18 protein-coding genes are annotated in these 25,665 nt (G+C 40.3%); 7 read left to right on the top strand and 11 right to left on the bottom strand.

What is annotated here, in order from left to right; translation table 11 throughout:
- Positions 1–80 precede the first annotated feature (80 nt).
- Positions 81–773: a cupin domain-containing protein gene (locus tag H5203_RS01795; protein ID WP_145234512.1), complete on the bottom strand. Its 693-nt coding sequence runs from the start codon at positions 771–773 to the stop codon at positions 81–83.
- A 27-nt stretch (positions 774–800) separates the two neighbouring features.
- Positions 801–1,421, bottom strand: coding sequence for a glutathione S-transferase (locus H5203_RS01790; RefSeq protein WP_145234514.1), 621 nt, complete (start codon positions 1,419–1,421; stop codon positions 801–803).
- Between the two features lie 179 nt (positions 1,422–1,600).
- Between H5203_RS01790 and H5203_RS01785 the strand changes: the two genes are divergently transcribed.
- A complete protein-coding gene (locus H5203_RS01785) occupies positions 1,601–2,119 on the top strand; it encodes a TetR/AcrR family transcriptional regulator (protein WP_145234516.1) in 519 nt (172 codons plus the stop codon).
- A gap of 131 nt (positions 2,120–2,250) precedes the next feature.
- On the opposite strand, the gene H5203_RS01780 is transcribed toward H5203_RS01785, so the two are convergent.
- Together H5203_RS01780 and H5203_RS01775 are read right to left on the bottom strand one after the other, a co-directional pair.
- Complete coding sequence (locus tag H5203_RS01780; RefSeq protein WP_145234518.1) at positions 2,251–3,714, bottom strand: carbon starvation protein A; 1,464 nt, start codon at positions 3,712–3,714, stop codon at positions 2,251–2,253.
- Positions 3,715–3,958: 244 nt separating this feature from the next.
- On the bottom strand, positions 3,959–6,460 hold the full coding sequence (locus H5203_RS01775) for a S8 family serine peptidase (RefSeq protein WP_182819278.1): 2,502 nt from the start codon (positions 6,458–6,460) through the stop codon (positions 3,959–3,961).
- Between the two features lie 591 nt (positions 6,461–7,051).
- Between H5203_RS01775 and H5203_RS01770 the strand changes: the two genes are divergently transcribed.
- The 4 genes from H5203_RS01770 to H5203_RS01755 are packed head-to-tail and all read left to right on the top strand — an operon-like array spanning position 7,052 to position 10,205.
- Positions 7,052–8,566, top strand: a complete 1,515-nt coding sequence (locus H5203_RS01770; RefSeq protein ID WP_145234523.1) for a curlin — start codon at positions 7,052–7,054, stop codon at positions 8,564–8,566.
- Between the two features lie 33 nt (positions 8,567–8,599).
- Positions 8,600–9,001 carry a curli production assembly/transport protein CsgE gene (locus H5203_RS01765; RefSeq protein WP_145234525.1) on the top strand — a complete coding sequence of 134 codons (402 nt, stop codon included), beginning with the start codon at positions 8,600–8,602 and terminating at the stop codon, positions 8,999–9,001.
- Positions 8,991–9,431: a curli assembly protein CsgF gene (locus tag H5203_RS01760; protein ID WP_145234528.1), complete on the top strand. Its 441-nt coding sequence runs from the start codon at positions 8,991–8,993 to the stop codon at positions 9,429–9,431. Before H5203_RS01765 ends, H5203_RS01760 begins: the two co-directional genes overlap by 11 nt.
- Positions 9,432–10,205, top strand: a complete 774-nt coding sequence (locus H5203_RS01755) for a CsgG/HfaB family protein (protein WP_145234530.1) — start codon at positions 9,432–9,434, stop codon at positions 10,203–10,205. It abuts the gene before it with no gap.
- A 584-nt stretch (positions 10,206–10,789) separates the two neighbouring features.
- Here the strand turns inward: H5203_RS01755 and H5203_RS01750 are convergent.
- Positions 10,790–11,482 (bottom strand): response regulator transcription factor, encoded by a 693-nt coding sequence (locus tag H5203_RS01750; RefSeq protein WP_145234532.1) that lies wholly within the window; start codon positions 11,480–11,482, stop codon positions 10,790–10,792.
- Between the two features lie 1,134 nt (positions 11,483–12,616).
- Here H5203_RS01750 and H5203_RS01745 point away from each other — a divergent pair.
- Positions 12,617–13,420 (top strand): hypothetical protein, encoded by an 804-nt coding sequence (locus H5203_RS01745; protein ID WP_145234534.1) that lies wholly within the window; start codon positions 12,617–12,619, stop codon positions 13,418–13,420.
- A 382-nt stretch (positions 13,421–13,802) separates the two neighbouring features.
- Here the strand turns inward: H5203_RS01745 and H5203_RS01740 are convergent, their stop codons facing one another.
- The 3 genes from H5203_RS01740 to H5203_RS01730 form a co-directional block, all read right to left on the bottom strand.
- Entirely contained in the window at positions 13,803–15,299 is a 1,497-nt protein-coding gene (locus H5203_RS01740; protein ID WP_145234536.1) for a trehalase family glycosidase, read from the bottom strand.
- Positions 15,296–16,546 carry a sugar MFS transporter gene (locus tag H5203_RS01735; RefSeq protein ID WP_182819277.1) on the bottom strand — a complete coding sequence of 417 codons (1,251 nt, stop codon included), beginning with the start codon at positions 16,544–16,546 and terminating at the stop codon, positions 15,296–15,298. The genes H5203_RS01740 and H5203_RS01735 overlap by 4 nt, the downstream gene beginning before the upstream one ends.
- Positions 16,547–16,649: 103 nt before the next feature.
- The gene (locus tag H5203_RS01730) at positions 16,650–17,657 is read right to left on the bottom strand and encodes a LacI family DNA-binding transcriptional regulator (RefSeq protein ID WP_149981828.1); all 1,008 of its coding nucleotides are present in this window, start codon (positions 17,655–17,657) and stop codon (positions 16,650–16,652) included.
- 256 nt (positions 17,658–17,913) lie between these two features.
- Here H5203_RS01730 and H5203_RS01725 point away from each other — a divergent pair, with 256 nt between their 5' ends.
- Positions 17,914–20,184, top strand: coding sequence for a TonB-dependent receptor (locus tag H5203_RS01725; RefSeq protein WP_182819276.1), 2,271 nt, complete (start codon positions 17,914–17,916; stop codon positions 20,182–20,184).
- 57 nt (positions 20,185–20,241) lie between these two features.
- Here H5203_RS01725 and H5203_RS01720 read toward each other — a convergent pair whose 3' ends face one another.
- From H5203_RS01720 to H5203_RS01710, 3 genes are all read right to left on the bottom strand, one after another.
- Positions 20,242–21,447: a sugar efflux transporter gene (locus H5203_RS01720; protein ID WP_220495275.1), complete on the bottom strand. Its 1,206-nt coding sequence runs from the start codon at positions 21,445–21,447 to the stop codon at positions 20,242–20,244.
- Between the two features lie 167 nt (positions 21,448–21,614).
- Entirely contained in the window at positions 21,615–24,782 is a 3,168-nt protein-coding gene (locus H5203_RS01715; protein WP_182819275.1) for a M1 family aminopeptidase, read from the bottom strand.
- A complete protein-coding gene (locus tag H5203_RS01710) occupies positions 24,773–25,645 on the bottom strand; it encodes an ABC transporter ATP-binding protein (RefSeq protein WP_182819274.1) in 873 nt (290 codons plus the stop codon). The genes H5203_RS01715 and H5203_RS01710 overlap by 10 nt, the downstream gene beginning before the upstream one ends.
- Positions 25,646–25,665 lie beyond the last annotated feature (20 nt).

Genomic DNA, 25,665 nt, shown 5'->3' with positions numbered 1-25,665 from the left:
TAGCTTAGTAACCAATAGTGAAGTAGATCAAAAAACAGGCACATATACTTTTATTGTGCCTATTTTAATTAAATGCTTAATTATGCATTTTTAAGCCGTGCTATTTGGTTTTCAACATCTGTTAAATGACCGATTTTAAGCCAAACTCTGGCTCCTTCACTGCCTGCTATTGCTTTAATTTCGCTGTTAGGCGGTACTCTTAACCAGCTGTGTTTTACTAATGTATCGCCCTGCTCTTCAAGCGAGCCTTCAAGAACTAAAAGCTCGCCCCCACCCAAGGCGTTTAACGATATTTCACTGTTAGGTGCAAATGCTAAAATACTCACCTCTTCAAAGGCGTCTTTATAAAGAGGAGCTACATTTACATCACTAAACTCAGGGTGAGGAACACCATGCATGGTATTAGTTTGCAAGCGAACATGCTCTCTGTCCTCTGGCTGAAACTGCCATAATTTTACAAATATAACGCACCCGTTTTCAGAGCTTGGTGTATGTTTTGACTCAGGCGGATTACGAATATAAGAACCCTTGGGAAAATCACCATGTTCATCTTGAAAAACACCTTCAAGCACAATAAATTCTTCACCGCCGGTATGTGTATGGGCAGAAAAATGGCTGTTTGGCGCATAACGTACAATGCTGGTTGCGCGTGCAACCTCATCGCCCACTCTATCAAGTGGACGCCTATCAACACCCGCCATCGGTGAGGCTATCCATTCTAACGATTCGCTATGCACAACAACACGTTCGCTAAAATCAGCTGCAATTTTCATAAGTAGCTCCACATTATAAATTGATAACTAAGCGGCAATGCTTGGACGTTGAGAGACCTTTTGTTGCCATGCAATTAAATGTGATAGCTCACTAGGAATAGCAATTTTCGCAAATCCTGCAAACACCAGACCGGCGTACAAAGTAATATCTGCAACACTAAAATTCTCACCGGCAACATAAGCAGAATTGGCTAACACTGTATTAAAATAAACAAAGCCTTGGCGCGCTTTTTCACCTTGCTTTTCTCCCCAAGCAACATTTTGATAGGTTTCAAGTGCTGGGCCTAAGCCATCCGTTGCATGATGAAAGTAACTGGCTACAGCATCAAGGACCATTGACTCCGCACGCTTTTGCATCATATTAATCACCGCGCGTTCTTTTGCCTCAACACCGGTTAATGAAGGGCCAGCAAAAGAACTATCAATGTATTCAGTAATCGCGGTGCATTCTGCTATATATGTCCCGTCATCTAGCTCTAAAACAGGCACGCCTGCTAAGGGGTTTTTAGCTAAAAAGGCTTCAGTACGATGCTCACCATTTAATAAATCAACAGCAACAAATTCTACTTTGTCAGTCGCATTTTTTTCAGCAAGTGCAATACGTACACGTAATGGATTAGGAAAGTTTTCTACGTCATAAATTTTCATAATTATCTCTTTATATTTTTAACCACAGTTTGAACTAATATTGGCAAGATTAAATTACCTACCTACTGATAGGTAATTTATATTAAGATCTCGATCTTTGCAAACTAAAAATAAAAGAGCTTGAAAATAACTACCTACTGGTTGATAATTTTTTGCAGCGATATGAAGGAAGTTTTAAAATGACAAAAAAAGCAGCCCTGTTAAAAGCAGCAGAAAATAAGGTTAGACTTGGTGGCTATAGCAATTTTAGCTTTAGAGAGTTGGCGAATGAAATTGGTATTAAAAGTGCGAGTGTGCATTATCATTTTCCGACCAAAGCTGATTTAGGTGCTGAACTCGCGCATCAATACACTGATGCCTTTATCGCTGTGCTTGGCGAACCGGAGGCACATAAAGCAAACGGTAAAAATCCAATCGATATTTACACGCAATTATTTAGAAATGCGTTAGTGATGGATAAAAAAATGTGTTTATGTGGCTTACTTGGCGCACAAAGTGACAGCCTTCCTGATAAAGTGCGCGATGAAGTAAAACGCTTTTTCATTAAAAATTTAGTCTGGTTAACTCAAGCACATAAAATAAATGGAGAGCTTAATCCTGAACGTGCTGCGATTAAAACAGTGAGTTTATTAGAGGGCGCAATGATGATCAGCAACACCCTTGATGATATTCGCTACTTTGAGCAAGCTACTTTTTAACGGCTAATAGTTTGCCTGAACGGTTAGTGATCAAAAAGTTGATAAAGCTATTAACTAAATTACAACTCGATTAAACATAAAAAAGCGAGCCTTCACAAGGCTCGCTTTTACATTATTAAGATTACGATTTATTAAACTGCACGCACTTTATGCTTTGAATGCACTATCGCTAGTACTATAAAGCCTATTACCGCCACTGCTGCACCAATCGGTTTACCTAAATCACTTGATAAGTTTAACCCTATTGCCGCAGTCATTATGTATGACAAGGTCACTGCTGTAGCGATGACTGCAGGTACACTGGCAATCCAGTGAAATGTTCCACGGTCAAATAAGTACTTGGTCGCAAGCCATAACACACTCGTAGAAAGCAGCATATTTGAGAATGCGAAGTAGCGCCAAATCACAGAGAAATCAAGCTTAGTCATAAAGTAGGCAATCGTTAAAATAGGGATTGCTAGCAATAAACGATTACGCAAACTTTGCGGAATACTAAACGCATCAACCACTGTTAAACGAAGTGAACGAAACGCCGTATCGCCTGAGGTAATTGGGAATACTGCTACTGCAATAATCGCCATAATACCACCAAACACACCTAAATAACTGTTTGCTATATGGTTAACCACCAAACCTGGGCCGCCTAAATCAAGCATTGCTTTCAAACCTGCATAGCCTTCTGGGAAAGCAGCAATACCCGCTAATGCCCATACACAACCAACAATACCTTCACACATCATTGCGCCATAATAAACTGGACGAACGTATTTTTCGTTAGTTAGGCAACGTGCAATAATTGGTGCTTGCGTAGAATGAAAACCACTAATAGCACCACAGGTTATGGTAATAAACAATAACGGCCACGTAGGTAATCCATCTGGATTTGGAGTTAAAAAGTCATGGGCATGATCAGCTTCAAAATACGCTAAAAAATCACCAGCTACCGGTAAATGCGGCGCATTAATTAACAGTGATACAGCAATTGCAACCGTCATCACAATCATTAATAAACCAAAAACAGGGTAAAATTTAGTAATGATTTTATCAATTGGCAGTAAAGTAGCTAAAAAGTAATAAGCCAAAATAGCCAAAACCCAAAAGGTATTATTGGCAAATATAGTATCTTTAAATACGTCTAAGTTGCTTAATAATCCAGCGGGGCTCATTATGAATACCACGCCGACAAAAAACAGTAACATCGCCGTAAATATTAACATAAAGCCTTTAAATACAACGTTGTAATATTTACCTGCAATTTCTGGTAGGCTTTTACCATCCTCTTTGATACTCATAACACCTGAGTAAAAGTCGTGTACAGCTCCACCTAATACATTACCGAGTACGATCCAGACCAAAGCAATTGGTCCATATAGAGCACCGAGAATAGGGCCAAATATTGGGCCTACCCCTGCAATATTTAAAAACTGAATTAAAAACGCACGAACAGGATGAATTGCAACATAGTCAACACCTTCGCTAAAACGTTTTTGTGGTGTATCAATGGTGGCGTCCATACCAGCTTGTTTTTCTACAAAGGGACTGTAGAACTTGTAACCTAATATTAAAATAGTCAGGCAGATAAAAAAGATGATCATAAGCACGTTTCTCTTTTTGTAATATAGAGCGCGTTGTCAGTCGCCCCGAATTTCAAACTATGGGTAATCGTTGAACGTTAGCAGAGCCAGTTAAAATCCACAATACGACTATCTGATAATATTATTAGATGTTTGAAGTGCAGAGTTTAACTATCAGGAACAATATAGTAGGCAATAAAAAAGCCTTGCAGGGGAACAGCAAGGCTTGGGACTTCACGGGGAATTATTTAAATGTTAAGTGCACTTATTCAAATGTCACTATTACGATATTTGAACATACATCTGCTGTAACACAAACTTGGTAATCATAGGCTGGCAAAGTTGCATTACGTAAGAAGTCACGGTGACGGCCGTTATCAGTCGTTGTTCCTACAAACTCACCATTGCGATATACATTAAGTGATTGAGCACCCACTTGCTCCCAGCTAAGATCAACACGCATAGTGTTTAAGCGGGTTTTATTCGCGCGGGTTAAACTCAACGCAATTGCAACATCACTCACAACCACGGTCTGTACTGACGAATCAGTATTACCTTCACTATCGGTTACAGTTAATGTTACTTGGTAGTTACCTGATTGCGCATAAGCGTGAACTGGATTTGCATCTGTTGAAGTTGCACCATCACCAAAGTCCCAGCTCCATTGTGTAATATCGTTATTTGCATCGCTGCTTGAATCCGTAAACGAGACTGTTAAAGCTTGTGCATCATAGTCAAAATCAGCTTGTGGTGGCTGCGGGGTTACCTCACCAATTGCACTAAATGTAAGTGACCAATTATTCAGTGTGCCAGTATCTGCCGCATAGGTATCTTCAACATGTAATACCCAATCACCCGTTGCCACTTCGCCATTAAAATCAGCTAAAGAGTAGCTTTGTACTATATCCTCTGCGCTACCGCCTGACTGACTATGCAATGTAGAACTTGTTCCTCTAGGCGAGGTTAACGTAACGATTAAATCACCAATGTAAGTATGTGAAATATCAATACTCGCTTGAGTTGCAAAAACAGTCAGTGGATCATTTACGGTGATCACAGAATCAACACCGTCAACATTGTTATCGGGGATTGCTACTGCGGTATCATTCGTATAGGTAAAATCATTTAAGCCAACAGGATCAACTAATAAGCTTACTGACTTCTGCTTAGCCAACTCGCCAGAAGATGCATTTACGCTAAAGTCATAGCGCCCCCATTGTGTTGACTCTTGAGTTGGCACACTAAGTATCACCACATCACCAGGCGTTGCAGTGTTTGCTGATAAACTAGCACCAGCTAAATCGCCAATTAATTCAAGGTCTACAACCCCTTGCCACTGGGCAATTGAGCCAATTTCAAATGTATATGTTGCCGTTTCACCGGCAGTGATCTGCTGAGCTGTTGGTGTAACAGATAGTTTAAAGCTTGGTGTAGGGTCTGCCTGCTCAAGAGCTTGATTAGCGTTTAAGCGTTTGCCCGATACGGTCTTCCCTGCCAGTTGTGCATTATCATCGCCACTATCCATAAGCAGCTGTTTAAGCTCACTTGTTGATAAGTCAGGATTGAGTGATAGTACCAAAGCAGCGACACCCGCAACATGCGGTGTGGCCATTGATGTACCAGAGTAAGTGGCATAACCATTACCCGGTACGGTTGATAAAATAGCGCTCCCTGGTGCGCCTAAATCAACACTGGTTAAACCCCACTGTGAAAAGTCTGACATATTATCGTTACGATCAGTGCTGGCCACTGACAACACGCTTTCATGCTCATAATTGGATGGATAATGTGGATTTTGATCATTATCAACGGCGTCATTACCTGCAGCGGCAACAAATAAAATGTCAGCTTGTTCGCTGGCGGTTATCGCATCAGCAAGCGCTTGGCTAAAGCCACCACCGCCCCAACTATTATTTAGTACGCGAACATTTACACCCGCATTTTTCAGACTCACCATATAGTCAATACACTTAATAGCGTCGGATGTAGAGCCACTGCCTGATGCATCTAAGAACTTACAACCAACAATCGCCGCTTCATGATTAACACCCACAACACCATTATTGTTATTACCTGCAGCGCCGATTGTCCCTGAGACATGCGTACCGTGACCTTGGTCATCCATTGGGTCGCCAACATTTGTAATGGCATTAATACCATGCACGTCATCAATGTAGCCATTACCATCATTATCGATGCCATCGCCTGCGATTTCATTCGGATTTATCCACATATTTGCCGTTAAATCACTATGACTGTGATCTACACCAGTATCGATAACGCCCACAACGACATCTTTACCACCTGTTGTAATTGACCATGCTTCGAGTGCATCTATATCCGCATCGGCCGTTCCACCAGATTGGCCTTCATTGTGTAATCCCCACAACTTTGAAAAATCAGGGTCATTAGGAGCCGTAGCAATGCTCACGCGATAATCTGGCTCAACATATTCAACCGCTGCATGTGTTTGCAGTAATTTAATTGCTTGCTTGGTGCTCATGCCAGTTACTTCAAACTTAGCTAGACGACCAGATAAAATCGACGAATAGTTATCATCAACACCATCTTTATTTAAATCACTTACTTTAGCTTTTACTAAACTGCGGGCTTGACTTCGCATTGCCACAGAAGTGCCTTTTTTATACATAACAAGCAATGAGTCTTGAGAAGCTCGTGCTGAAGGCTCTGCAGCAATGGTTGTTACTTGTGCTGCAGCTAAACATGGCAAAATAGCCAAGCTTAAAATAGATAATTTAGTTTTCATATTTTGTATCCATAGTTAGAAATATTAACTTAGCTTTGTTACTAAGTTTCGCTAACTTCACTACTTTTGAAATATCACTGGCAAGCACCATAAATGACAGAGAAAACCTAAACCAGACAAGAAAAATTCAATAAATTACTAAAAAACCAGTCTTTAACACTGTTTTTAACGGTCAATTTATTAACAACACAATCGTTTTTATGAGTAATTAGCGCTCAGTAGATGCCTTACCCGCCTCATCTTTTATTACCAGATTATTCAACATTCCAAGCTGATTACGGTGGAAAACAAGTAAGCAATTGAAAAGAAAGTAGATTAAAAATCATAAAAAGAGATGATTTCGAATATTACGTTTACACAATAAAGTTAACCGTCAATTGGTAGCAGTGCGTAAGTAAAAAAGCATTAATTGCATAAAACACAACACTGCATATCAATATAATTCTTCACTCACTTTTGTATGAGTGAGCTTTTTGCTCTTGATATCACAAAACTTAAATCGGCAAGGCATGCCGAACAAACTATGCAGAACATTAAGGTATCCACAACCCATTAATGACTGCTCTAATAATTATAAGTTAAGGAAAAATCATGAAGTTAAATAAATCTTTATTGACATGTGCAATCGCAGTTGCATTAAGTTCAAGCTTTGTTGCACACGCAAATATCGACGATAAAAACCAATCAACCTCTGTATTAGCAAGTCAAGTGTCAACTACTGCGGTAGGCAATGTCCTCACTATTGAACAAACATCATTGCAAGGTATGGGTAACGATGTAATGGTCACGCAACAAGGTGATGGCCTTGAAGCAAACGTAACAAGTTTAGGCGATAACAACAGCATTAATGTTGATCAAAAACAAATTCAAAACTTGTCTTTAACGTACGTAATAGGCGATAACAACACCCTAAGTCACAGCCAAGATGGTGAAGTTAATGGCGCTCTATCAGACATAACAGGCGATGATAACTCAGTCAATGTTGCGCAGTTTGGCACGGGCTTTTTTGGTATTAATAACGAAGCGATTAACGTAGTTCAAGGTGATGCTAACGACATTGCAGTTACTCAGCAAGATGGCGGCCATTGGTTTTATAATTTGGATTTGCAAGGTAATAGCAACAAAATTAGCGCATCTCAAGCAGGCCTTTTAAATGAAGCAACGCTGGCAACTATTAGTGGTGACGAAAACACCATTGAAGTTACTCAAAACGGCTTGTTTAACGCTTTTACACTTACTGAACTCGTTGGTAATACGAATGAAGTAGTAATAGCACAAGAAGGTAATTTCAACGGCGTTACGGTTACTTCTGTTCGCGGCGATGAAAACAGCTTAGACATCGAACAAGCGGGTGATTCAAATACTGCGACTTTTGCAAGTGTTGAAGGAAACGAAAACACCCTATCAATCGATCAAGAAGGTAATACCAATACCTTCACATCTGAGTTATTTGCCGGTAATGACAATCAAGTTTCGGTTGATCAACAACAAGATAATAATCAAGTTGGGGCTGATGTATTAGGTGATAACAATGAACTCACTGTTATGCAAAATGGCTCAATGAACGAGACCTACTTGGGCACAATTGGCGCTGACAATGAATTCTCAAGCGTTCAAATTGGTAACGAAAACAGCGCTCACATCGCTAATTTTAATGGTCAAGGCAACGACGTTGATTTAGCTCAAGCCGGTGACATGAATACCGCTTTAATTCAATCTTCGTACCCTGACACATCGCTTAATTCAAACGATAATGACATTAATATCAGTCAATTAGGCAGCACAAATGAAGCAACATTAACCTTTGCAAGTGTGCTAAATAGTAATAACAATAGCGTTGATTTTAGCCAAAGTGGCGATCTGAATGCGATTGATTTAGTTATGGAAGGCAGCAACCATTCTATTGATATTTCGCAGCAAGGCGATATGAATATGGTAGCAGGTATCGATACGGGTGCATTTATCGTTGGTGGTGACAACATCAACTTCACAGTCACACAAGTAGGCAATGGCAACTTAGTTGAAGGTGCTATTACCGCTTCTAACACTTCAGTCGTGATCACCCAAGTGGGCGATTACAACACAGCAACTGTGACCCAAGAATAAGGATATTGGGGGGCACGTCCCCCCATATTAAACATGACATTAGTTAGAACGCTTATTACCGCGCTAAGCCTGCTTTTTTTAACTACCTTTAGCCACTTATCTCAAGGCGCTGACGAATTAGAAATAGATGGCCTAGTGCTCGATCGCAGCATTAGTCGCTTTGGTCACCAGTTTTATTTTGAATTTTCAAACCTTTGGCGCGACCTACCCTCAACCGCTGGTTTTAATATAGAAATAAAAGAGACCGTACTTCCTCGGGCTGGCACAAAACTGACCTTAGTAATGAATAATCAAATTGTATATGTAACCTATTTAGGGCGTCGCTTGGAGCCTATTGATGAGCGTGTAGAACACGCTTTATACAGTGTTATGGATGCGATGGCGCGCTCTAATTTACATAAAGCTTCGCCCGATATGGCAAAAAATGGATGGTAAAATGGCCCCCGACTCAAGAAAATATATAACAACAACTATAATGATATTACTCCCCTTATCGGTATCTGCAACAGAGCTTGTGTATACCCCCATTAATCCAAGTTTCGGAGGTAGTCCACTCAATGCCAGTATGCTATTAAATAAAGCGCAAGCGCAAAATAAACATAAAGCACCAATAATTGAACAAAGCTACGCTGAGAAATTTCAAGATTCTCTAGAACGTACCTACTTAAACCGCATGGTAAGAGAGATCACTGATATTGCCTTTGGTGAAGATATAGATGAAAGTATTTTTAACCAAGATTCAATTTTTTTAAGTGGTGATTACGAAATTCAAGTGATCACCAGTACCGTAGATTCAATTACAGTGCGAATAACCAACACCACTGACAACAGTGTCGTGGTCATTGAAGTACCGAGGTTTAGCTAAATGAAAGCGCTCTTTATTGCAGTACTTACCCTGGCATTATCCGCATGCAGTAGCATGGGCAATTTGATCCCACCTTCGCAACAGTTGGCCGCAAGTTTAACCCCCACTGAAACCTTTAAAGCACTTCAACAGTTACCAACACCTGCTGGCAGTATCGCCGTATCGGTATATTCTTTTCGTGATCAAACGGGCCAATATAAACCGCAAGGCAATGTTAGTTCATTTTCAACCGCCGTCACTCAAGGGGCTAATTCCATCTTAATACAAGCGCTACACGAATCTGATTGGTTTATTCCGGTTGAACGTGAAGGTTTGCAAAATATTCTGACTGAAAGAAAAATTATTCGTGCCGCCCAAGCCGAACAGCCAAATGCTGTTGAATTACCACCACTGACCACCGCTAAAATCATTTTAGAAGGCGGTATAATTAGCTACGACACCAATGTAAAAACCGGTGGTTTTGGCATGGAATATTTTGGCATCGGCGCGTCAGAACTCTACCGCGAAGATGCTATCTCTATTTACTTACGTGCCGTAGACGTGCGTACTGGGCAAGTATTATTGTCCGTAGCCACCAGCAAAAAAGTGCTCAGCCAAGAAATGCGCGCAGGGTTTTTCCGTTATGTTAGTTATAAACGTTTAGCCGAAGCCGAAGCGGGTTTTAGTGATAACGAACCGATGAGTATTTGCGTAACCCAAGCAATTGAAAAAGCCCTCAGTGATCTAGTCATCAAAGGCATTGATAAAGGCATATGGGCAACAAAGCGTAGTTGATAATTAACGTCTATCAACGCTGGCATAACGATTCTGATTTCTGGTTAGCTTATTCTATAGCTAACCATGAGATACAAAAATAGCAATAACAGGTGTTATATCTGTGTACCAGCACCGATATAGCACCAATCAAAAACCAACGTAATGTATGAAGAGTATTAGGGCTGCAATTACCGATTGAGTATTATATAAACAAAGGTTATGCGTACTCTCTGATCTGTTTGGCAAAAGCAGCGAGCTCACTGTCGTCGGCTCTTTCACAATCGTGAGAATATAAATTTCAAAAACATACCTGTTCTCCCCTCCCTTTAGCGCAGAGTCTAAAATAAGAGCAACTTTTGAGTGGCTACAATCAGCTTTGCAAGTACTTCATCAGATTGCGCAAAAGCATAACGACTAAGGTGCTGCTTAGGAATAACCACAGTTGCTCCTTTTGTATTTGGATAGATAGTCAGAAATACTAAATGCTTTCATCCTCCCAAACAGGGTCACAAGGTGCTTTACCTGAAACAATATCACAAAATATGCAGTTACTGATGCTCCATCCTACTGGTTATAATTGGGTGCATATTATGGTTGATCTGTTAGTCATGCAACGGTAATCGTACCGCCATATATCGCTGTGCCCAATTAGATAGCTCAATACGATTTCGTGAATTTGTTTTTTTAAATGCGCTATAAAGGTGTGTTTTTACGGTGTGATCACTGATATTTAACCGCTCTGCGATACTATGGTTATTCGCACCTTGCGCAAGTAAATAAACCACTGATTTTTCTCGTTTAGTCAGGCTTTTTAACACTTGATGTTCACTACCAGCATCACTGCTAGGTTGATGATCATAATGACTTACCATCGCGAGCACTTCATTAAATGTAGAAGAAATAATCTTGCGACTGAACCAGAGCTCATCATTAATGATCCGCATTAATCCGGTAAATACGTCCTCAGGAAGGTCATTGTTATAAAAGACTCCCTTAAAATTATTAAGTAACAAGTTTTTTTCACAAATAGCGTCAGAATGCGCATTAAACACAATCACAGGTTTCACTTTGGCTAAGGCTAATAAGTCTGCTGGTATTAAGTTTTGCCAATTGCAGCCGCTGCTATCAATTAAGAAAAGATCAAACTCATTGCGGTTGTCATTATGGGGTAGACTGTCGTCCATTTTTACTTTACTAAAAAATGCATCTAACGTTTTAATTAAGTATGGATAACACTGCGAACGGACAGGCATTTTAAAAACGGTTTTGATAAATACTGAGGTTGGTTGAATCATTGCATCTCGTCCTTGAAACATTTTGTTTACAATACCTAAAACAACTCCAATGTTCAACCTATTTCACTCAAATCTATTGATTTATAAAGAGAATAAAAAATTTAGACGTCTAGATGCTTGACTATCAAGCACCTTTCAACTAATCCATTTTAGTTATAAAAATGATTTAAATCAAAACTTTATTATTAACTTATAGTTTGATTAAATAATAAAATCGTGTGGTTATAAACCAAAGCCTTGCTGCACTTTGTACTCGCCAGCTCTAGCCTATTTAAAGCCCAATAAAAACTGTACTTTTTTAGAGTAGACAGTGGTCAGTATTAAAAGTACTTTCTAGCACCAGTGAGCATTTGTGGCTATCCCATAGCAGGGAAGTCTCATTGAGGGATGTAATCTTCCTCGTTTTAAAAAGTCACTCATAAGCTTATTATTACAAAGCCAGCAACGACTAAAATCTCAACCATAATCACACGCGGTTCTAATATTTCTATAGTAACTAGCTCGTTGGTGCTCAGGATGTAATTAGGCATACTTTAAATCTTCACGCAATGATTCTGGCCTCGGTGATCCTTTGCTTAGCTGGAAGCTTCGTTGATACGAATGTAAAAATGCTACGTTACTAATTCTGTTAATTTCGCTCTTGTGAGTAGTTTAACGCGAAAGTAAGAGCCACATGCCAACGGCCCTACAACAAGACGTTTCAGTATCTGTTTATTAAATGTCGGTAGCCAAGGAGTAGATATTTACTTTATTTGCTTCAAACTTGGTGGTAATGTAAATGGAATGTGACTATATGCAGTGCACCATCGTTTTTACGGTGTTGCTAATGATGAAAATGTTCAACAAAAAGATTTAGACTTTAACGCATTGTTTTAAACTATTTCTAAAGGCACTGCAGGTAATTGGAACACCGTATCAAATGATTTTAACAGCGATATAATTTTATCTTTGCTGTTGATTTGATGAGTACAAATTTATGCATTGTTTATAATGAAGCGAAAAAACACCACATTGAATTGCAAAATGACAACCATAACTGACGAGTTTTATAATAAATTTAAATAAAGTGGCAAAAAAATAGGATACATCAAGCCAAATTTCACACTAAAAAAATAACTATTAACTATCGAGGGAATGATGAGAAAAAACCTAATTATTTATTCTGCAATACTTATGCTGTGTGCGTGTGGGGGGTCGACTTCCACATCAGAAGCAGCCATCCCTGCTGGAAATGGCACTAGTGAGCCAATAAAATCAACGGATAATTTACCAATCCCCAATAACAGAGAATTAAGTAATTATAATATTCTAATTATTGGTAATAGCCATGTAGCCGGTATTGAATCTTTACTAACAGAAATATTTTCTCATGGTGACGCCAATAAAACGGTAAATATTGACACTCGCAATGGAGCATTTCTCGACACGATCGTTAATAACGAAAGCATTATTGAAACAATACAAAATAAACAATGGACCCATGTTATTTTACAAGGGCAAAAATACTCTCAAAGCCAGTCGGAATTTTATCCTATCGATGCCACTGTAACTTGGATACAACGAGCAAAAGCGATAGGTGCCACGCCAATTCTTTTTCCTGAACATCCACTGGCAGGAAAGCCACAAGATGCAATTTACGTACACGGTATTCATGTAGATATTGCTAAAGAGCAACATAGTTGTGTGGCCCCTGTAGGGTTAGCATGGAATCAAGCCTTCGAAATATCGCCTGAGTTAACCATTCATCAGGCTGACGGGAATCATGCAACAATGTTAGGTAAGTTGCTTTCCTCATTGGTGTTGTATGAAACCATAACAGGGAAGTCAGCCGATTTATTAACGTTTAGCGATACCTTACCAGGAGATGCAATAACACAAGCATTATTTGGCCAGGTAGCATCACAAGCGATTATTGACAATATCCCCTGTAATTTTTAAAACCTTAGCTACATCATGCTTTTATACTATTGAAAAGTATGAATATAGCTGGCCGTAACCATGTATATACTCATGAAAAGCTTTTATTTCACGCTAAAAAGAGAGCAGCAACATCGCTAAATATCTTTGCTTAATTGGCTGATAACAATCACTCTTAGCTGTTTTGTAGGAGTGTATTAGCAGACGATTACTCTCTCCTTTAAACCGCTATTCCATGTTCAGTATAAGGAACAAACTTATAATGACACCTATCTTCAATGCTAATAACAGAGATGGGGGTTATATTGCATCTATATTGCATCTGATTTATCAAAAGAATGAAAATTTAGATGTCTGATGCATAACGACTAAACAATTTTAAAGCCAATCCTTGGCTATTACGTTATTTTATTAAATGATAAAATCGAGAAGTCACTCCATTGGTCCAACCAAAGCCTTGCTGCACTTTGTACTCGCCACCTCCAGCTCTATTTTCAGGCTCATAAACATTGTATTTTTCGAGTAGACAGTGGTCGGTTTTAAAACTGTTTTCTATCATCTGTAACCAATTGCTCATGATGGTGTTTGCATCTGCAACAAAGCCATACTGGTGAAATCCGTGTACAGCAAACCACTGCAGTGGTGCCCAGCCATTAGGGCTATCCCATTGCTGGGAAGTCTCATTGAGGGTTGTTACTAATCCGCCTGGTTTTAAAAAGTCACTCATAAGCTTATTTTTAACCAACACCGCCTGCTCTTCGCTAGCACAATTGACAAACAATGGGACGGTGGCGGCAAGCGACAGCACTGTAGATTGTTGCTGGCTTTGATAATTAAAATCAACAAAAAACCCCATATCAGTACTGAATAAATACTGATTAATTGCCGCACGTCTTTGAGCTGCTTGTTGCTCAAAATACTGTTGCTTATTTGTATTGTTTAATACCGCAAAGTAATGACCCAGCTGTTTTTCAAGGTAATAAAGTAAACTATTGAGGTCCACAGGAATAATATCCGTGGTTTGAATACTGGTAAGCTTATTATTACCCAGCCAGCGACTACTAAAATCCCAACCAGACTCGCACGCAGCTCTAATATTTCTATAGTAATTAGCTCTTTGCTGTTCAGGAAGTAATGAGGCATCATGCAAATCTTCACGCAGTGATTCTGGCCGTGGTGTTGCTTGATCATCCCAGTAACGGTTAAGTAATGCACCATTTGCCATTTTTACTACACGCTTATGGCTTGATATTTGCTCACTCAGTAGCTCTGCCCCCTGCATCCAAAATGTATATTCTTGCTCAAGGGCAACAACGCAATCAGTTAACCATGCAAAGTCACTATTTTTACAGTATTTTGCTTGCCAAATTAAATCAACTATCAGCGCTAGAATAGGAGGCTGCGAGCGAGAACTATAGTAACTGCGGTTGCCATTGGGAATACAACCATTACGATTTTGCAGATCAATAAAATTAGCAAGCATGGCTTCGATACTGTCTATATCGCCAATATCTTGCAAACCTAACGCAGTAAAATAACTATCCCAATAATATATTTCTTGAAAGCGCCCACCCGGTACTATGTAGCTGTGTTTAAGTGGTAATAAAGAGCTGGCTTTAGCTGTGTCTGCATTGCGATGCAAATACGGCCATAAATTGGCAATATAGCTTTGCACACTATCGCTGTTGCTTTGCTGAGTTGGGAGCTGTGTTGATTCAAACGTAAAATGCTGTGCTACAAATTCTGTTAACTGTGGTGTAGTAAGTGGTTTAACGCGTAAGTAAAGGTCGCATGCTAACTGCCAACTATCATTAGCAATCGCATCAGCAAAAGTTTTACTGTCACTAAATATAGCCGCCAGTTGCACATCTAAAAATAATTGGCTATTTACAAAGTTCATATCGTTCCTTTTTCTGGCACTGCGCCTAAGTTTACTGTCATTTTTTTAAATAAAGTTACACTGATCAACAACAAGCTAATTGGGATCAAGGTAAGATAAAAGGCATGTTGGCCACTAAATTTATCAAAGATGAAGCCGGTAATTACTGAACCAGTGGTGCCGCCTAATGCTGAAAAAACCACGATAAGTCCGGTCATAGCTGCCTGCTGGTGAGCGGCTAACGCACTGAGCATCACAGAGTTAAGTAATGGGTAAAGAGGAGCCATAAAAAAGCCAATGAGCGGCAGCATGTATGCTGCAAAAGGCACATCAAATACACTCGTTACTTGGCTGCCATCAATTTCATGAGTCAGCGGTAAAACTAGTAGCACCAGCACGCCCATAGCAACCAAGCAACTTAACAACAAACTATACCAGCCAATAACGCGTAATATCTGCCCCGCCACTAGTCTACCTAGCGCCAGTGCTGCGGCAAACACACTGGCCAGTTGAATACTAATATCAACTGGCAGCTTAAGTACTTGATTATTAAAAGTAGGTAACCAAGTCCCTACCCCTTGCTCAATCAACACATACAAAAATGCACTGATAATAAATATAACCACTAGAGGTTTATAAGTGAGTGTTAGCATGTCAATAAAAGCAGCTAATTGACTGGTACGTAATGTTGCTTTTTGCGGAACTTTTATTGGCGCTATAAGCACTGTAATAAAAGCCATACCCGCTAACAAAGCCAGCAAATAATACACGTTCAACCATGCTGTATTTTGCGCATTACTACTATCAATAAACCATGAGAACACCCAATAGCCAGATAACACCCCAAGCATAAAAATACCTTCAATGGTGTTAAGCAATGCTGAGTGCTGATTGGCGTTATCAGTGACTTGGCCAATAACCGAGTAAACGGATACTTTCATAATCGCAAAACTGCAACCGATCACAGCAAACAATACTTTGAACGCATAAAACTGTGCAATTGAGGGCATTAACAAGCACATTAAGGCAACCAACCCCAACGCTACAAGCATGGCCAGTTTATAGCCAAGTCGTGGAATAAATGATGCAACAATAAAAGAAACTATTGCTATGGTAAGGTCTTTATAGCCTTCTAAAACAGAAGCTTGCGTTTTTGTTATGTCAAAACTATTGATGGCTTGTAAAATTACGGTGCCAACACTATTGAGTAAAATAGCGAACACGAAATAGCTACACGCCAACGCTATGGTTATTCTTATTGGGTTCATGCACGTTAACCTGATGTTGATTTCTTTTAGCATAGTGTAGCGCAAAATAAAATGCAAACGTTTGCATTTTAAATTTCAAAATTGAGTTAACTCACCCTACAGATTATCCTTTGCTAGATTGACGATTAATTAATTCTATTTCAACAACTTGCGATTCAGCTGACTGGCCTTGTAACTGCGCTAATAATTTTTCAACCAGTAATACTGAGGCTCGCTGAGTGTTTTGCTTAATGCTCGAAAGTGATGGGTGACTCACATCTGCCATGGCAATATCATCAAAACCAACTAACGCAACATCGTTAGGAATACTGATATAGCGCTCTTTTAACGCTTTCATAGCGCCTAGTGCCACCATATCGCTGCACGCCATAATGCCGTCGAAACATAAACCTTTCGCGACTAGTAATTGGTTGATCCCGTGGTATGCTGCGCTACTAGTAATATCGATAGACACTACGTGTGCTATAGCGTTAGCCGTATTTAGAGCCGCTAAATAGCCACGGTAACGTTCGCCAATTTCAGCATGTCCTGGGTCTCCCAAAAATACAATATTTTTAGCGCCACCTGCTAATAAGTGTTCAGTAGCAAGACGACCCCCAACAAAGTTATCACTGCCTACAATGGGATAATTACTGGGAGTTTTTGGGTCACCCCAAACAACTAAGGGCACGCCTGCATTAGCGGCGGCTTCAATGTTTGCCGGATCTTTGCCTTGCCCAACCACAATAATGCCATCAGCCCGACGGCTATTGATAAAGTAATTAGCCCAGTCATCACCGGCCATAAATGAGTTTGAGAGCAGAAGTTCTAGCCCTTGTTTATTCAACGCGAGGTTTATCTCTCCGACTACCTTAAGCAAAAAAGGGTCGTTAATTGATTGCTCAGTGCCACTGTCGAAATTTATGATCACTGCTACAACATTGGTTTTTTGTGAGCGAAGGCGGCTCGCAGCCGTATTTAAACTGAAGTTATGTTGCTTTGCTAACTGCTTTAATTTATCTCTAGTTTCTTTTTTTATCAATGGGTTATCATTTAACGCACGAGAAACAGTCGAGGTTGATACTCCAGCAAGCTTGGCTAGATCCGCTAACTTTAGTTGTTTGTTATTCATTGCTAAGTACGAAGCCTTCCTTAAATCGTGAAGTTGCAATATACCATCATTATTAAAATTAGGCTGCGCCAAGGCCTAAATTTAGTCATAAACATAACCGTGTATAAAAATAATACAGAAAGTTAAAAAAATAATTGCAAACGTTTGCATAAAGTTCTAAGGTTTAAAAGAACACAGCATTAACATTTCATTAAATTAGTTAGTGCTTTGTTATTTATAGTTTTTTAAATAACGAACAAAAAATGGGAATACCAACATGACAACAACACACACACCAAGCAAACTTGCTTGCGCTATTATTTTAGCGCTATCCAGTCAAACCGTGCTTGCAGATCAACCAGCAACAAGCGCGCAAACAACCACAGATAAAAAAGTTGAACGCATTGTGGTTTCTGGCACACCTGCAGGTATGGGCGTTCGTAAAATTGATGCCAGCTATGCTGTGACAAATATTGATGCTGAGCAAATAATTAAACTATCACCAAAAAGTACTGCGGACTTATTTAAAGCAGTTCCCGGTGTGTGGGTAGAAAGCTCGGGTGGTGAATCTGGCGCTAATGTATTTGTGCGTGGTTTTCCTGGTGGTGGTGATGCACCATTTTTAACCCTAAGCCTTGAAGGCTCTCCTATTTACCCAGCACCAACATTATCGTTTTTAGAAAACTCATCATTATTTAGAATCGACGAAACCATTGAAACCATGGAAGCATTACGTGGTGGTCCAAACCCAGTGGTTTCTAACGGCCAACCGGGCTTAACAACCAACTTTCGTTTAAAGCGTGGCAGCGAAGATACTCAAGGCTTATTTAAATACACCACCTCTGATTACGATTTGCAACGTGTTGATGCTGTTTTAAGTGGCGAAATCAGCGACGACCTATATTTTATGGTAGGCGGCTATGTAAAAAGCTCACCAGGTATTCGTGATGCAGGCTTTACCTCTGAGAAAGGCAGCCAGTTTACGGTTAATATCACCAAAGAACTCGATAACGGTGAAATGAATTTCTACACTCGCCAAACAGACGATCATGGCGCATGGTACTTACCAACACCACTCAATGTTAATGGCATTGATGCTGAATATACCCAACTTGGCACACTAAACCGCCAAGCGACCATTTATACCGGGCCAAATAATGACGCGCACCAAGTTGATATTGGCGATGGCCGCGGTTGGAATGGCCATGTATCTGGCGGTAGTATTAAACTTGAATTTGACAATGGCTGGAGTTTTTCAGACCGCTTTAATATCACCAAAGGCGATGCCAATACACTTGGTTTAGTGCCAGCAGGCTCCGCAACAACACTAGGTGAAGTGGCTGATAATGGTCAATCTGCAACAGGCGCCGCGACAGGCACAACTTATGACAGTGATACACCAGTACAACAAGTGGGTCGTTGGGTGGTACTCAAAGAAATTAGTTCATTTACTAATGATTTAGCATTTTCAAAGCAATTTGAAGACCTCTCTGTTGCTGTCGGCTATTACACTGCAAGCACCTCTGCCAATGACTGGTGGAGCTTAGGCAATACAGCCTATCATGTTCTTGAAGCGGGTGGTGAAATGCTCAGTGATATTACTTGTAATGAAAGCGCCGAAGGCTGTGACTTTAACTACGACATTAATTCATCAGGTGATGCACGCACTAATGCTTTTTATACCACAGCACAGTACAAGCTAAGCCAAGATCTCACTCTTGACGGTGGACTACGTTATGAAAGCCATGATGTACAGTACAGTGTTGATGAAGGCCTTGACGGTATTATCAATAAAACCGTTGATTACGATGAGAGTAAAACCTCATGGACAACCGGTTTAAACTATTCAATTAATGATGACATGGGCGTATTTGCTCGCGTTAACCGTGGTTATAAAATGCCATACTTCGATGATTTTAGAGATAACTACGTCGCATACCACCAAGACGGCGAGAAACTCATTAAAGAAGTCACTCAAGCTGAACTTGGCTATAAACTGATCACTCAAAGCACTGACTTTTTTGCCACTTTATTTACCAACGAAGTCAAAGGCGATACCTTTGTAAGTCGCCCGGGTGTGCCAGCTGAAATTTTAACCAACGAAGCGTATGGTGTTGAACTTGATTACAACTTTAATCATGAATCTGGCTTTTCTGTTAATTTAAATACTACATTACAACAAACAGAAATCACGAAAAGTCCAAAAAATAAAGGCAAAGAAGCACAGCGCCAACCTAAATGGCAAGTACGCGTAACACCAAGCTATGACTTTGAAGTCGACGGCATGTACGCCACACTCTATGGTACTTTGTCAGCAGTGGATGACCGCTTTGGTAATAATGAAAACACCGTGACACTTGATGGCTACGAAAAAGTTGACTTAGGTTTTATCCTTGAGCCAATGGAAGGGATTAAACTGCAATTAGCAATTGATAACTTAACTGACGAGCAAGGAATTACCGAAGGCGACCCACGTAATGCTGACGCCCCCAATGGCCGTTACATTATGCCTCGTACAACACGCTTAAGCGTAAGCTACGAATTCTAACCCCCATCTCCCTGGATCAATACCCAAAGCCGTGGTGGTTAATACACTGCGGCTTTTTTAAATCACGTTTTGAGCAAAAATCGGCTCTTGCGACTCGCTCTCTTGGCGCTTTAAATAACTAAATATTATTAAAAAAGTCATAGCAATGCTTGCCGCAATAAGCGAGCCTAGCGTGGCAAAACGAAAACTAAACCACTGTGCAATTAAACCGGTACTGGCAGTGCCAAGCATGACCCCTACTTTAATGGCATTGCCATAAAAAGCAGAGGTAAAACCAATTCGTGATGGTAGCTGCTCTTGTAAAATAGTCAGGCCGATACCCGCAAAGATCCCATAAAAAATAGCATTTACACCTTGCAGTACAAAGAATTGCCATACTTGATCGGCAAAAAACACGCCAATATAGAACAAAATAGCGCAACTAAAAGCAAAACCTAACAAGGCTGTTTTAGTGATGCGTTTACTGAGCTTTGCGCTATACAACATCACAGGTATTTCAATTAATGCCACCATGCCCATAAATATTCCAGGCATATTATTAGCAAAGCCCAGTTCATTTATTGTATAAAGCGGTAAGGCACTGGCGTACATAATATTGCCAATTGAACCAAAGGTTATAGCAGCCCCTAAGGCCCAAAATGATTGATTGATCGGCTGATTTGGCTCCGCTTTTTTAGCTCTGTCGTTAGCATTAACACTGGGCAAAAACTTCATTGCAAAAATTAATGCCAACAACGCAAACGTAGCTGCGGTATAAAATGAGTGACTAAAGGCAACTCCTGATGCAAGTAAATAGCCAAGCGGCGGGCCTGCGACCCATGCAAATGAAATTGCCGCTCTAAGACGAGTATTAAACTTGGTGATATCAATATGCTCTTGCTCATCAGCCCACTGGCGAGCAATGGTCATAACTTGCGGTATCGCAGCATTGCCCATCGAGAGCAAGAGTACTCCGGCTGCAAACACCTGCCAAAAAGATGTTGCGTTGGCAAATACGACTAAGGCCATCCCCATGCCAGAGACCGCAATCATAAACATCTTTTTAGCGCTCACACCCTTATCGGCCAATCCACCTAACCATTGGCTAAAGAGAATGCCCATCAAAGTGACACCGGTAGTGTACACACCCAAATATATAGGTGGACTTTGTAAGCCTTCAACAATAAACAAACTCATTAGTGGATTAACAAATGCGCCTATTAAGCCCGTTAATAAGCTTAACAAGATGAATACCACACCATATTGTTTGAATATCGACTTCAAAAAACACCATACAGACACTAAAAATAAGCCGCGTATTATACGTGGCTTTAAGTAATATTAAAATACAAAGCGGGTTATTTAATAATCACGAGTATTTAAACTACGCACATTTTACCAGCGACTAAACAAAGCATAAAAATCAAGCCACGGTTTATAAATTGTGGCGTTTAGTTCACTAAAACGTCTAAAAACAGCGAATTGATAAATGCAATATGCTGCTCCTCAACCTGCTGTTTCAATGCTCGAATAAAATCCATTGCTGTCGCAGGCCGATTTGGATAAGCATACTCTTGCCATACTGACTTAAGTGCACTAGTTATCGCTTCATCGCCTACTTTAGCCCTTAGTTTTGCAAACACGATGGTGGCTTTTGAGTATTGATCATAATTTTTTGTTGAATCAATCAACGCCATTTGAGCGGTAATATCCATGCGCGATGCCTGCTCATAACGCTTTGTTTCATAATCAACTAATGCGTTCATGGCGGTTTTACCGTAGCGTTTTTCTAACACGACTAATTCGATATATTTAGCCATCGATTCCATTAAAAAGGCACTATCTGCAGGCACACTATTACCTATATCATGGCCAAACCACTGATGCGCGGTTTCATGCACTGCACGGCGATAACGCTGATCAAAGTCAGCGCCAACGCTTGGACGAGCCCTAAACCCAACTTTATCCTCAATTAATATAATTTGTGGTAAAGCATACCCAGTGCCACCAAATGGGGGAGCTGCAATTAAGCTTAATTGCTTGGCTTTATACGCAACAATATTATTTTTAAACCAATCAAGTGTGTCCATCATTGCTTGAAAGTTAACGGCAATTGCATCTGAACGCTCAATCGGCTCTTGTTTTTTTGCAAATACTTGTAAAGTAACACCATCATGTTTTTTAGTTTCAGCATTAAAAGGCACTGACAGCCAAGCTGGTAAGTTATTAATTGCAGACACTGTTTTAAACTTAAATATTTCACGACCCTGTTCACGTTGATGCGTAATTTGCTTGCCCTGTGTCACAACTTGGTACCCCGTTGCCGTTGATACTGTGCTCGACATCGTTATACGCTCATAGTGTGCTGGTCTATTTTGCCCTTTAGTAAGTAACGCTGAAGCTAAAGGGCGAGGCTTTTGTTGCAAACCATATTGAGCTCGTAAGCTTGTATCTGTTAACTCATAGTTGATTTGATAGCCAATGGTTGGCAGCACCGGAACTGCTCGAATATAACTAAATTCAGGCGTAATTATTTGATGTCCACCAGCAGGCCACAATTTCGCTTGATGTACTTCAAATTGTGTTGTTAATTGTCGTGTTTCATGTGGTTTTATTGCAACGTCAAACTCATATACAGCCTGATTTAAGTCAGGATAAAAAGCGATTTGGGTCGCACCTTTAATCTTCACCTTCGCCCACTTATAAAACCCAGCTCTGCCGACTAAAATTTGCTTAATGGCCATTGGATGAGAGTTTTTTAAGGTGTAAGCCAGATCAAACTTTGCTAACTGTTGATGCGGGTAAAAATCAATTTTTGCATCAATATGACTAACCTGAGGTTGCAACTTATGCTGCCAGCCTGCAAAGGTTTTTTCATAATCCGCTTTAAAGGCCTCACGTTTATGTGAATTGGTAAGGGGCTTTTCATCAACTAAACGTAGGTGTAATTGCACAAATAAACCAACACAGAGCAACACAGGCATTATTAGCCATGCATCTTTTCGTACAACCGCACGCCTATCAAGCCCTGCACCGCGGTGACTAAATACGCACGTTAGCAATATAAAACTTACACAGGCAAACAACCACACCTGTATATAAGGCCAATAACTGCTAATACTGGCCCGATAATCCCAAAATTCACTCGGTGGCTGCAATGGCGTCCAAGCTAGGCTCCAAAATGTGTGTGTGAATCCTAAATAAGTCATAACTGGTGTAAATTTGAGTATTAGCATTACAAAAACAACCAGCCCTGAAATCAGTATTGAACGACACAAATTAAACACACACACCGTTACCCATGTAATCATCATTAGGGGCAGTGCCGTTAAACACAGAACATATACATGATCGTACGCGTCATATTGGCTATGAATAAACCATTGTGACAAAGAAGCACCAACAAAGCTCATCGTTGAAAAAATAATAACCAGAGTAGCCAATACCAATAATTGACTATATAAAATAGTGGCCGTTTTGATCGGCGTAGCAGCAATTAGCTCAGCCATGTTAAAGCGCCGTGCATAGCAACTGATTTGCCAGCTCCAAAGCACCATCAGCAAACACCCAAACAGTATTTGCATATCAAAAGCATAGTGACTAACTGCATCGATACTGGTTGCATTTATTACACTTAGCGGCTCAGCATAAGCAGAAGAAGAGGCTACATTATTAAACACCATGGCTGGCCAAGCTAATAAAATTAACAGTGTTATTGGATGCTTTAAAACATTGAAAAGCGCTACTTTATAGCATGCGATAAATATCGGCAGTTCATGGTTTTTTGCAGCCACAGGTTGGTACGAAGCACTTGCTACTATAACGGGTTGTAGATTACTCACTGCATTTTTTACCCGCTTATTGAACGAGTTAAACACATTACTCGCAGCCGCCGTACTAAAGTAGATAGCGGTTGTGAGTAACAGTATCAGCACCCGATTAATGGCTATAACCCAGCCCTGAGGCTCAACAAAGCTACCTATAATTGCAGTGTATGCGAAAGGATCTAACCATATAAACAGTTGATAACTAGTTTCACTGATAATACTACTTCCCGCCAATATGGGATTACCCGTGACACTTGCAAGCAGTAAGTAGCCAATCCATAAAACTGCAAATACAACATAGTTCACCAGAGGGCTGCTGAATTTTTGACAAAACCAGAATGCAATTACACCAAGCAAACAACTATTAGGAAGCAGCACAAAAAGACTATTAACAGCCAGTTGATTAATGATTTGCCAGTCAAACCCTTTGCTGTGTACTTGCATAACCATCATTACTAGCATACTGATAAGCACAATCACAAACACACACAACACCAACGTCCCCACACGTAGCAATGCGCTTTGTTTAAACGTGATAGGTGTCACTGCCACCAGCTCTTGCATATTGTGTATTTGATCACGTAAAAAAAGTGGCGGTGCAAGCGCACCTGTAAGTAAAGCTAGTTGTATCATTTGCAGTGCAACTAGATGTAATTTAAATTGATTTATAGCGTCGCTGCCTTCGACGGCTAAACCTGATGACAATGTAAACGCAAATAAAGGGGCAGTTACAAAGCAAAGCCAAAGCAAAGGCTGGCGAAGTACATAACGTAGTTCGTTGATCAGTAGCATGTGTTACTACCTCGCAATTTCAACTCATAAAAATAGCTATCTTGCAGCGTCACTTCGCCAGGTCTTGCACGCTCAGCGGGAGCAGTAGTGGCATAAACTCGAAATGAAGGCTTGCCGTATCGATAACTTTGGCTTAATACAAAGCTCTCTTGCGGTAACACACTAGGAAGGCTCTCCAGTAGCCATACACAACCATGCAATGGCTTAATGAGTGCTGCCACTTCACCACTTTGAATTAACCGACCTTGATTGATCATCGCGACAAAATGACACTGATTTTCTATATCTTCAACAATATGGGTAGATAACAACACCAAGCGCGGCTTACTAATAGTTACGAGTAAATTGTTGAGACTTTCACGCTCTGCAGGGTCAAGCCCTGCGGTTGGTTCATCTAGAATAATCAGCTTAGGGGAGCCTAGCAACGCTTGAGCAATACCAAAGCGTTGTTTCATCCCACCAGAAAAGTGGCTCACCTTTTTGTTTGCAAACTGAGATAAATTTAATAGCGCCAAGAGCTCACTTATTTGCTGCTGTCGGTCTTTTTTATTGAGGCCCTTTAAAATTGCGATATGCTCTAGCAAAGCAATACAACTCATATTTGGATAAACACCAAACTGTTGCGGTAAATAGCCAAGCTGCTTGCGCATCTCATCAGGGTGTTGCAACACATCTAAACCGTCAAAGTTCACCTGACCAGTATCAACGCTTTGCAAACACGCAAGCGTGCGCATTAAGCTTGATTTACCCGCCCCATTTGGCCCAAGTAATCCCACCATACCGGTTGGTAAAGTAATAGATATATCACTTAATGCTTGGGTACCATCTGCATATTTTTTATTAATATTTGTAAGTGTTAGCATCGTTATGTTCCTTAATTGAT

The organism is Pseudoalteromonas sp. SG41-1, from assembly GCF_014164575.1.
Lineage (GTDB): Bacteria > Pseudomonadota > Gammaproteobacteria > Enterobacterales > Alteromonadaceae > Pseudoalteromonas > Pseudoalteromonas rhizosphaerae.
Note: the sequence above shows the minus strand (reverse complement) of the source record. Positions and strands in the feature narration are given on the sequence as shown.

Coding starts and splice junctions, on each gene's coding strand:
- H5203_RS01740 (WP_145234536.1), bottom strand. CDS start 15,299: ATGAACTTTGTAAATAGCCAATTATTTTTAGATGTGCAACTGGCGGCT.
- H5203_RS01710 (WP_182819274.1), bottom strand. CDS start 25,645: ATGCTAACACTTACAAATATTAATAAAAAATATGCAGATGGTACCCAA.
- H5203_RS01725 (WP_182819276.1), top strand. CDS start 17,914: ATGACAACAACACACACACCAAGCAAACTTGCTTGCGCTATTATTTTA.
- H5203_RS01715 (WP_182819275.1), bottom strand. CDS start 24,782: ATGCTACTGATCAACGAACTACGTTATGTACTTCGCCAGCCTTTGCTT.
- H5203_RS01760 (WP_145234528.1), top strand. CDS start 8,991: ATGGATGGTAAAATGGCCCCCGACTCAAGAAAATATATAACAACAACT.
- H5203_RS01735 (WP_182819277.1), bottom strand. CDS start 16,546: ATGAACCCAATAAGAATAACCATAGCGTTGGCGTGTAGCTATTTCGTG.
- H5203_RS01780 (WP_145234518.1), bottom strand. CDS start 3,714: ATGATCATCTTTTTTATCTGCCTGACTATTTTAATATTAGGTTACAAG.
- H5203_RS01765 (WP_145234525.1), top strand. CDS start 8,600: ATGACATTAGTTAGAACGCTTATTACCGCGCTAAGCCTGCTTTTTTTA.
- H5203_RS01790 (WP_145234514.1), bottom strand. CDS start 1,421: ATGAAAATTTATGACGTAGAAAACTTTCCTAATCCATTACGTGTACGT.
- H5203_RS01770 (WP_145234523.1), top strand. CDS start 7,052: ATGAAGTTAAATAAATCTTTATTGACATGTGCAATCGCAGTTGCATTA.
- H5203_RS01785 (WP_145234516.1), top strand. CDS start 1,601: ATGACAAAAAAAGCAGCCCTGTTAAAAGCAGCAGAAAATAAGGTTAGA.
- H5203_RS01775 (WP_182819278.1), bottom strand. CDS start 6,460: ATGAAAACTAAATTATCTATTTTAAGCTTGGCTATTTTGCCATGTTTA.
- H5203_RS01795 (WP_145234512.1), bottom strand. CDS start 773: ATGAAAATTGCAGCTGATTTTAGCGAACGTGTTGTTGTGCATAGCGAA.
- H5203_RS01730 (WP_149981828.1), bottom strand. CDS start 17,657: ATGAATAACAAACAACTAAAGTTAGCGGATCTAGCCAAGCTTGCTGGA.
- H5203_RS01755 (WP_145234530.1), top strand. CDS start 9,432: ATGAAAGCGCTCTTTATTGCAGTACTTACCCTGGCATTATCCGCATGC.
- H5203_RS01745 (WP_145234534.1), top strand. CDS start 12,617: ATGATGAGAAAAAACCTAATTATTTATTCTGCAATACTTATGCTGTGT.
- H5203_RS01750 (WP_145234532.1), bottom strand. CDS start 11,482: ATGATTCAACCAACCTCAGTATTTATCAAAACCGTTTTTAAAATGCCT.